Source organism: Bradyrhizobium sp. Ec3.3, from assembly GCF_000472925.1.
In the GTDB taxonomy this organism is placed as follows: Bacteria; Pseudomonadota; Alphaproteobacteria; order Rhizobiales; family Xanthobacteraceae; genus Bradyrhizobium.
Window position 1 is genome coordinate 44,994 of sequence record NZ_AXAS01000059.1, and the last position, 9,164, is coordinate 54,157.

8 protein-coding genes are annotated in these 9,164 nt (G+C 61.0%); 7 read left to right on the top strand and 1 reads right to left on the bottom strand.

Going from position 1 to position 9,164, the window contains the following annotated elements:
- Positions 1–2 precede the first annotated feature (2 nt).
- The 7 genes from YUU_RS0137270 (at position 3) to YUU_RS0137305 (ending at position 8,065) form a co-directional block, all read left to right on the top strand.
- Positions 3–1,013 carry a nitronate monooxygenase family protein gene (locus tag YUU_RS0137270; RefSeq protein ID WP_027526887.1) on the top strand — a complete coding sequence of 337 codons (1,011 nt, stop codon included), beginning with the start codon at positions 3–5 and terminating at the stop codon, positions 1,011–1,013.
- Positions 1,014–1,064: 51 nt separating this feature from the next.
- On the top strand, positions 1,065–2,225 hold the full coding sequence (locus YUU_RS0137275; protein WP_027526888.1) for an iron-containing alcohol dehydrogenase: 1,161 nt from the start codon (positions 1,065–1,067) through the stop codon (positions 2,223–2,225).
- A 62-nt stretch (positions 2,226–2,287) separates the two neighbouring features.
- Complete coding sequence (locus YUU_RS0137280) at positions 2,288–3,487, top strand: ABC transporter substrate-binding protein (protein WP_027526889.1); 1,200 nt, start codon at positions 2,288–2,290, stop codon at positions 3,485–3,487.
- A 152-nt stretch (positions 3,488–3,639) separates the two neighbouring features.
- Positions 3,640–4,368, top strand: coding sequence for a glutathione binding-like protein (locus YUU_RS0137285; protein WP_245288218.1), 729 nt, complete (start codon positions 3,640–3,642; stop codon positions 4,366–4,368).
- A 39-nt stretch (positions 4,369–4,407) separates the two neighbouring features.
- Positions 4,408–5,109: an SDR family NAD(P)-dependent oxidoreductase gene (locus YUU_RS0137290; protein ID WP_027526891.1), complete on the top strand. Its 702-nt coding sequence runs from the start codon at positions 4,408–4,410 to the stop codon at positions 5,107–5,109.
- Between the two features lie 317 nt (positions 5,110–5,426).
- The gene (locus tag YUU_RS0137300; protein ID WP_027526893.1) at positions 5,427–5,888 is read left to right on the top strand and encodes a (2Fe-2S)-binding protein; all 462 of its coding nucleotides are present in this window, start codon (positions 5,427–5,429) and stop codon (positions 5,886–5,888) included.
- Positions 5,889–5,890: 2 nt separating this feature from the next.
- Positions 5,891–8,065: a xanthine dehydrogenase family protein molybdopterin-binding subunit gene (locus YUU_RS0137305; protein WP_035664420.1), complete on the top strand. Its 2,175-nt coding sequence runs from the start codon at positions 5,891–5,893 to the stop codon at positions 8,063–8,065.
- A gap of 839 nt (positions 8,066–8,904) precedes the next feature.
- Here the strand turns inward: YUU_RS0137305 and YUU_RS0137310 are convergent.
- Positions 8,905–9,164: transposase (locus tag YUU_RS0137310; protein WP_027526895.1), on the bottom strand; the 260-nt coding region annotated here is incomplete at its 5' end.

The window sequence follows — 9,164 nt, forward strand, 5'->3', positions numbered from 1 at the left end:
ACGTGAAGACGGCAATCACTGAACTATTCGGCATCCAGCATCCGATTATCCAGGGCGGCATGCACTATGTCGGCTTTGCCGAGCTTGCGGCAGCGGTCTCCAATGCTGGCGGTCTCGGTATCATCACCGGCCTAACCCAAAAAACCCCGGAACTGCTGGCGAAGGAGATCGCGCGCTGCCGCGACATGACCGACAAGCCGTTTGGCGTGAACCTGACCTTCCTGCCGAGCTTTACAGCGCCGCCTTATCCTGAATACATCGCTGCCATCAAAGAAGGCGGCGTCAAGGCCGTCGAGACCGCGGGCCGCAGCCCCGAGCAGTACATGCCGGCGCTGAAGGCAGCCGGCATGAAGGTGATCCACAAATGTACCTCGGTGCGGCATTCGCTCAAGGCTGAGAAGATCGGTTGCGATGCCGTGAGCGTTGACGGGTTCGAGTGCGGCGGTCACCCCGGCGAGGACGACATCCCGAACATGATCCTGCTGCCGCGCGCGGCGGATGAACTGAGGATCCCATTCGTGGGTTCAGGCGGCATGGCGGACGCGCGGAGCCTCGTCGCTGCGCTGTCGATGGGCGCGGCCGGGATGAACATGGGCACCCGCTTCGTCGCCACCAAGGAGGCGCCGGTCCACGACAACGTCAAGCAGGCGTTGGTCAAGGCAACCGAGCTGGACACGGTGCTGGTCATGCGAGCGCTGCGCAACACCGAACGAGTGCTGAAGAACAAGGGTGTCGATGAGCTGCTCGAGATCGAACGCGAGAAGGGCGCAAGCCTGAAGATCGACGACATCCACGAACAGGTTGCCGGGGTTTATCCAAAGGTCATGGTGAACGGCGAAATGGACGCGGGCGCCTGGAGCTGCGGGATGGTGGTCGGTCTGATCAAGGACATCCCGACGGTGAAGGAGCTGATCGACCGCATCATGACGGAGGCCGAGCAGATCATACGCCAGCGGCTGACCGGCTTCCTTGACGAGGACATCGACGACACGCCGGCGCGCGCCGTCGCGTGACGGGCTCAGCGCGCGGGAACGTCGAACAACAACTTCGAAGGGAGGGAAAGCATGCTTGTCGCGGGCAGTTATCAATATCCGACGATGGAATCGGTGATCTACGGCAAGCCCGCGGCCGAGGCGCTGCGCGAGGAAGCGGAGCGGCTTGGCGCAAGGCGCGTCTACCTGATCGTCAGCCGTACCTTGAACAGCAAGACCGACGAGATCGAAAAGATCCGCAAAGCCTTGGGCGAGCGCCATGCAGAGACTTTTGACGGGGTCCCACAGCATACGACCCGCGAAGCGGTGGTGCAGATAGCCGAGCGGGCGACGGAGGCGAAGGCCGATCTGGTCGCTGCCATCGGCGGGGGCTCAGTGGTCGACGCGGCCAAGATCGTGCTGATGTGCATGGAGCACGAGATTTTTGAGCAGGACGGGCTTGACGGCTTCGAGACCACGCCGGAGCGCCGCTTTGGCCAGTTCCGCACCCCCAAGGTGCGGATGATCGCGATCCCGAGCACGCTGTCCGGCGGCGAATACAATTCCGGCGCGCTGGTCACCGACACCCGCCGCAAGCTGAAGCAGATATTCAACCACCCCATGATGATGCCGCGCAGCATCATCCTCGATCCCGCCATGACCAGATATACGCCGGAGAAGCTGTGGCTCGGCTCCGGCACACGGGCCATGGATCACGGCATCGAGGCGATCTGTTCCAGTCGTCCCAACGTGCTCGTCGATGCCGTGTGCCAACAGGGGGTGCGCTACCTGCATGATGGTCTTCGACGCACTAGGAGCAACCCGAACGACGAAGCGGCACGACTGAACTGTCAGTTGGGCTCGTGGCTCTCGGCCTTCGGGTTGCAGGCGAGGGTGCCGATGGGCGCGAGCCACGCCATCGGGCATGTCCTCGGGGGCACCTGCGACGTGCCGCACTATTTCTGCACGGCCGTGATGATGCCGAGCGTACTGCGTTACAACCGCCCCGCCACGGAAGGCGCTCAGAGGGCAGTTGCAGCGGCGCTCGGCGCGCCGGAGCGTGACGCCAGCGAGGCTTTCGCTGAATTTGTCGCGGAGCTCGGTCTTCCCCGGACGCTCGCCGAGGTCGGCGTTGCCGAGGACCGCTTTGAACTGATCGGAAAGAACGCGATGCTTTCAATCTTTACGCGGGCAAACCCGCAGCCGATCCGCGAGCCCGGCGACATCGTCAAGATACTCAAGTTGGCCGCCTGACTTGAAGAATTAGCGCCGGCCCCCCCTGGAGGCAAGGCGCGTAAACAATGGAGGAATGCACGATGTTTTTGGGCATACGGCTGGTCTGTGCACTCTTGATCGCATTGTCAGCTCCGTGCTGGGCGGGTGACACGCCTGGCGTCACAGCGAAGGAAATCAAGATCGGTGGCATATTTCCCTTGAGCGGACCGGCGTCCTCGATCGGCCAGACCGGGCAGGGCGTGCGCGCCTATGTGCAATCGATCAACGATCGCGGCGGAATCAACGGACGCAAGATCGAATATGTCATGCTCGATGATGCTTATAGCCCCCCCAAGGCATTTGAGCACGCGCGCAGGCTGGTGGAGAGCGACGATGTCGCCTTCATGTTCAGCCAGCTCGGCACGGCGGGCAATTCCGCCGTGGCAAAATACCTGGCGGCGAAACGTGTGCCGACGATCGCGATCGTGACCGGCGCGAATAAATTTACCAGCGTAAAGGACTACCCGCTGACGACCACCGGACTTGTCAGCTATGACACCGAGGGGAAGATTTACGCAAAATATCTGCAACGCGCGTTGCCTTACGGGAAATACGCGATTCTGTTCCAGAACGACGATCTCGGTCGTGACTACGTGAACGCCTTCAAGACCGTGCTGGGCGCGGATTTCGACAAGCGCGTGGTGACGGCCAGTTACGAGGTGACAGAACCGACGGTCGACTCGCAGGTGGTCACGCTCAAGAGCTCAGGCGCGCAGGCGCTGTTCATCGCAGGTACGCCGAAATTTGCCGCGCAGGCGATTCGTCGTGCGGCCGAGAGCGGGTGGAAGCCGATGATCTTCATCAACTTCCCCTCGTCAACGATCGCGGGCACGCTGAAGCCGGCGGGATTGGAGAACTCGGTCGGCGTGATCGTCGGTACCCCGAACAAGGACCCTAGCGACCAGAAATGGGCGGATGATGAGGGGATCAAGGTCTATCGCGCCTTCTTCGAACGATATCTGGCCGGCTCCGATATCACAAACACCAGCTATCTGACCGGATACCAGCAGGGCATGGTGCTGGAGCAAATCCTCAAACAATGCGGCGACGACCTTTCGCGTGAAAACATCATCAAGCAGGCGAAGTCGCTGAAGAACCTCGTGCTGCCGACAGCGCTGCCCGGCGTTCGGATCAACACCAGCGACAGCAACAACATGATCTGGACGCAACTGCAGCTTCAGCGATGGACGGGGACGGGCTGGGAGCAGTTCGGTGAAGTTCTCGACGGGAGCTCGGAGTAGGATACCCGGCGCCTTGACACCCCAAAGCGGAGACTCGCGGTTCGGGGTACAAGGTTCATCAGGAGCAACCCACGATGGCTGATTTGCGAATATTCTCTTATCTGCCGAACCCGCGTGTATGGAAAGCGACCATCGCTGCCCGGTTCTGCGCCGTGGACGTCGAGATCAGAGGAGCATCGGGCAAGGAGTTAAGGGACTGGCTGTGGGACTACGATGCGCGCCCCTTGGCCGAGCACGAACGTCAATCGCTGTCATCCCTCGCACGTACGGGGCGGGTCGGGTTGACCGGTGCGCAACTCTTCAAGACCGATGCTTTTCTTGAAGCGCAACCGTTTGGCAACGTGCCTGCCGCGTTCGGAGCCGATGGAAAGATCGGCATCTTCGAGTCGAACAGCATCATGCGGGCGGTGGCGCGCCTGGGCGAAGCGACATTCCCGCTTTACGGCCATGATCCCTATGAAGCCTCCAGGATCGACAGCTTTCTGGATGTCAGCCTCGTCTTCGCCAGGGATGCGCAGATCTATCTCCTTGCGCTGTCCGCTGGCACGGTCGATGCGGGGATCCACGCGCGCGCCAAAGAGGCATTCGCGATCTATGCCTCCGGGCTGGAGCAGGCGTTGTCTCCGCAGCGGCAAACGTTTGTCGGAAACAATCTCACGCTGGCGGACATCTGCTTTGCTGCCGAGCTTGCGCTGTTCATGAACGAGCACGCGCGGGCGGACCAGTTGAGCCAGCGTGGGTTGGATAGAATCCTGTATCCGGGGATCCAGAGCGACTACCCGCTGGTCTTCGCGCACTTTGCCCGGCTGGTCGATCACGAGCATTTCAGGCCGGACCTCAAGCCATATGTCGAAAAATTGCAGTCAAAGGCGGTGGCCTGAAGATGAGAGCTGTCCGCTCCAACCAGGAGGTTTGATCGCATGACCGCTCCCGTTTGCTTGATAACGGGCGTTGGACCCGGTACGGGTTCGGCGCTCGCCAAGAGATTTGCCGAGGGCGGCTACCGCGTGGCCCTTCTCGCCAGGAACGAGGCGCGTCTTGCTGCTCTCGAGAAGGAGCTGCCGAACGCGAGGGGATTTCGATGCGATGTGTCGGATCCTGCTCAGGTCGAAACGGTCGCGTCCGCCGTGGATCGAGATCTCGGCGGGCCCAGCGTTGTCATCCACAACGCCGTTGGCGGCGCATTCGGCACGTTCCGGGAGATCGATCCATCAATTCTCAACCGCAACTTCCAGGTCAACACGATGGGGCTGTTGTACCTGGCGAGGCGCTTTGCCTCGGCGATGGTCAGCGCGGGCAAGGGGGCCATCGTTGCCACCGGCAATACGTCGGCATTACGGGGCACGCCTGGCTTTGCCGGCTTTGCGCCGACCAAGGCGGCACAGCGGATCCTGGCCGAGGCGATGGCACGTGAACTCGGGCCGCAAGGCGTGCACGTCGCCTATGTAGTGGTGGACGCCGTGATCGACTTGGATTGGACGAGGAAACGTTGGCCCGATCGGCCGGACGATTTCTTTATCAAACCGCGAGCAATCGCAGACGAGATCTGGCACGTGGTTCACCAAGATCGCTGTGCATGGTCATTCAACGTCGAGCTGCGGCCCTTTGGAGAAACATGGTAGCTGCAATGCAGCCCCAAGGTTGGCGTTGTCCAGCCGGTCAATTCATGAGAGCTCTCGGAGAGAGTTTCGTTGTGTTGTTGAGGGGGAGTAATCTGGTGCAGCGCGTTAGCGGTGGAGTTCCGTGATGAAGGCGCGAAGATGCGGAGCCATGCTGCTGTGATATAGCGACAGGATCTCGCGCATTCGCATTCGACAGGTGGAGAGCAAGACCTGTAGCCGGCCGGCTGCGCTCGCCGATCGCGTAGTTGATGAGACGAGGTGAGCGTCGAATGCCACCTCGCAATTGAAACCGAACAAATCGTTCAAGGGAGGTCACCATGGCTTTCGAGGTCACGATCAACGAAGATCGGCATTCCATCGACGTCGACGGAGATACGCCTCTTCTCTGGGTGTTGCGCGATGTGCTCGGCATGACTGGCACGAAATTCGGCTGCGGCATGGCGCTGTGCGGCGCCTGCACGGTGCATATCAACGGCGAGGCCGTCCGATCGTGTATTACGTCGATCGATAGCATTGGCGACGCGAAGGTCACTACGATCGAGGCGATCGGCAAGACACCGGCGGGCCAGAAAATCCAGGCTGCCTGGCTCGACCGAGAAGTGCCACAATGCGGCTATTGCCAATCCGGCCAGATCATGTCGGCGTCCGCATTGCTTGCGAGCAATCCGCGTCCGACGGATTCCGATATCGATGACGCGATGTCGGGCAATGTCTGCCGCTGTGGAACCTATGTGCGTATCCGCGAAGCAATCAAGCAAGCCGCGCAATCGGGAGGCTGACCATGGCGCTCGCACACATTGACATAACCCAAGGTGATCTGTCGCGGCGAGGCTTTCTCCGCGTGGGCGCCACAGTGAGCGGTGGCCTGTTGCTGAGCCTGAGCCTGTCGTTCGCGAGCCGCGAGAGCGAAGCGGCGAGCTCCGACAACTTCGAGCCGAATGCCTTCATCCGGATCGGCGGCGACGGCCAGATTGTCTTGACGATGCCCTATGTCGAGATGGGGCAGGGCACCTACACCTCGATCCCGATGCTGATTGCCGAGGAGCTCGAGGTCGGCCTGAACCAGGTCCGCCTGGAACATGCTCCGCCGAATGAAAAGCTTTACGTGAACCCGCTGCTCGGTGTGCAGGCGACCGGCAACTCGAATGCGATAAGAGGCGCCTGGGAGCCCCTGCGCAAGGCTGGCGCGACCGCGAGGACAATGCTCATCGCGGCAGCGGCAAAACGCTGGAGCGTCGATCCGAGCTCCTGCCGGGTACAAAACGGTGAAGTGCACCATCAGGCGTCTGGACGCAGTCTCGGTTATGGCGCGCTTGCCGCCGATGCGGCACGCATGCCGGTGCCTGAGAATGTGACGCTGAAGAAACCAGCGGATTTCAAGCTGATTGGCACACCGGCGAAGCGGCTCGATACGCCCGCCAAGATCAACGGTACCGCGGTCTACGGCATCGACATTCGGCCGCCCGGCGTGAAAATCGCAACGCTGGCCCAATCGCCTGTGTTTGGCGGGCGGGTGAAGCGCGTGGATGATACGGCGGCCAAGGCCATCAACGGCGTCCGTCAGATCGTGCAGCTTGACGACGCTGTTGCGGTCGTGGCTGATCATATGGGCGCTGCAAAGAAGGGTCTGGCGGCGCTCAAGATCGAGTGGGATGACGGTCCACATGCCAACCTCTCGACCTCTGACATTGCGCGCGAGCTCGAAAGTGCCACGACGAAGCCAGGCGCGGTGGCGCAGACCATCGGTGACGCCGACAAGGCCATGGCGGGCGCAGCCACCAAGCTCGAGGCGGTCTATCAGGCGCCATTCCTGGCGCACGCCACGATGGAGCCGATGAATTGCACGGTTTATTTTCGCAAGGATGAATGCGAGATCTGGATCGGCAGCCAGGCGGTTGCGCGTGTCCAGGCGATGGCCGCGAAGGCCGCAGGTCTGCCGCCAGAGAAAGTCATGGTCCATAATCAACTGATCGGCGGCGGCTTTGGCCGGCGGCTGGAGGCCGACGGTGCGGTCCGCGCGGTCGAGATCGCCAAACAGGTCGATGGCCCGGTGAAGGTCGTGTGGACCCGCGAGGAGGACATCCAGCACGATGCGTACCGCCCCTACTGGTTCGACCGCATCTCCGCGGGGCTCGATGAGCAGGGCAGGCCAATCGCTTGGAACCATCGCTTTGCGGGCTCGTCCGTGATTGCGCGGTGGCTGCCGCCGGGCTTTGCGAACGGTCTCGACCCGGACTCAACGGAAGGCGCGATTGATCTGGTCTACGACCTGCCGAACTTCCACGTCGAATATGCGCGCGTGGAGCCGCCAGGCATTACAACTGGTTTCTGGCGCAGCGTCGGTCCGTCGCACAATGTGTTCGTGACCGAAAGCTTTATCGACGAAATGGCCGCCGTGGCAAAACAGGACGCGGTCGCCTATCGCCGTGCGCTGCTTGGCAAGTCGCCGCGCGCCAAGGCAGTGCTCGATCTTGCCGCGGAGAAGGCCGGCTGGGGACAAGCTTTGCCCAAGGGAAGCGGCCGCGGCGTCTCACTGCAGTTTGTGTTCGGTAGCTACATGGCGCAGGTTGCGGAGGTCGAGGTGTCGAAGGAGGGCGCAGTCCGCGTTCGTCGCGTGGTCTGTGCGATGGATTGCGGCACTGTGGTCAATCCCAACACGGTGCAAGCCCAGATCCAGAGTGGGATCAACTTTGGTGTCACAGCGGCACTCTACGGCGAGATCACGCTCAAGAACGGCCGCGTCGAACAGGCTAACTTCGACACCTACCAAATGCTGCGCATGAACGAGGCGCCGGCGATCGAGGTTCATGTCGTCGGGAGCTCGGAGCCGCCGGGCGGAATGGGTGAGACGGGGACCTCGGCGATCGTCCCTGCCATCGCCAACGCGGTCTATGCGGCGACGGGCAAGCGGCTCCGCAAGATGCCGATCGATCCCGCATTGTTGAAGCAGGCGTGAGGTGCTGATGAACACGCTACTTGGCCGTGTAAGCAGGCCCGTGGCGGCTTGGGACGGTGCATCGAAATGCACTCTCGATCGCGGAATTTCGGAAAGAGACCGGCGGACTGAGCGTTAAGTCTCGTGAAAAGAACCACACCTGCTGGCGCGGTGTGCAAACGATCGGCTTGAGCCGACGTGAATATCCTATCGACTTGAGCCTTATGCATCCTTCATGGCAGAGACACGTTGCATTTCAAAACGCAGCTCAATTGAGAGATGTCAGTCGCGCATAGCTCTAACCGATGGCTCGATCGTAAGGCGATAGGCAACCAGCTTGCTACCGTCAAAAACCTCGAGTGAGCTGTTGCAGGGGCACAGCGGTACTCGCCTTCTTCCCCGGGGTGTGACCATAGTTCGAGGCGACGAAAACCAGCGCCGCACTCGGAACAAATCACGTCGCTCTTCTCATATCCTCGCCTGACGCTGCATGCTGTCACAGTTCTTTAACGTAGGTTTGCAGCACGAACGGATTCTAAAAATGCCGGATATCTTGATCCGCTGCCCGGTCACAGGTCAGGTCGTGCTAACCGGGCTCAATACCGAGACCGTCGTATTTGAAACCTTGCCCGACGTTGAAATCCCATTGAGATGCCAACGTTGTGGACGAACACACCGCTGGAAGCCGAAGGATGCTTGGATAGCTCAACCCGGCGATTTTGCGCGGCATTAGGAAGTCAGGATACTCGCAAATCGACTTAGGACAGTTGGAGCTAATGCGATGCTCCCTGGGCAATCGCAAAGCGGACATCCGCCCGAAAGCCTATGTCGCAGAAGGGCCCCACTAAAGCGTGATGGCATTAGGTTCGATAGCCTGAATTTTCGAGGTAGTTCGCGCATTCTCCAGGGGTGAATGCCGTCAGAACTTCACCGATGGCGGCGCAGACCGTATCGACGGTTCGGGCGGCGGCCTTTCGGAGCAGATGTTTGAGCTTGGCAAAGACCTGTTCGATCGGGTTCAGGTCGGGCGAGTATTTTGGCAGGAAGAACAGTTTGGCGCCGGCGGAGCGAATGAGCTGGCGCACGAGCTTGCTTTTGTGGCTGCCGAGATTGTCCATGA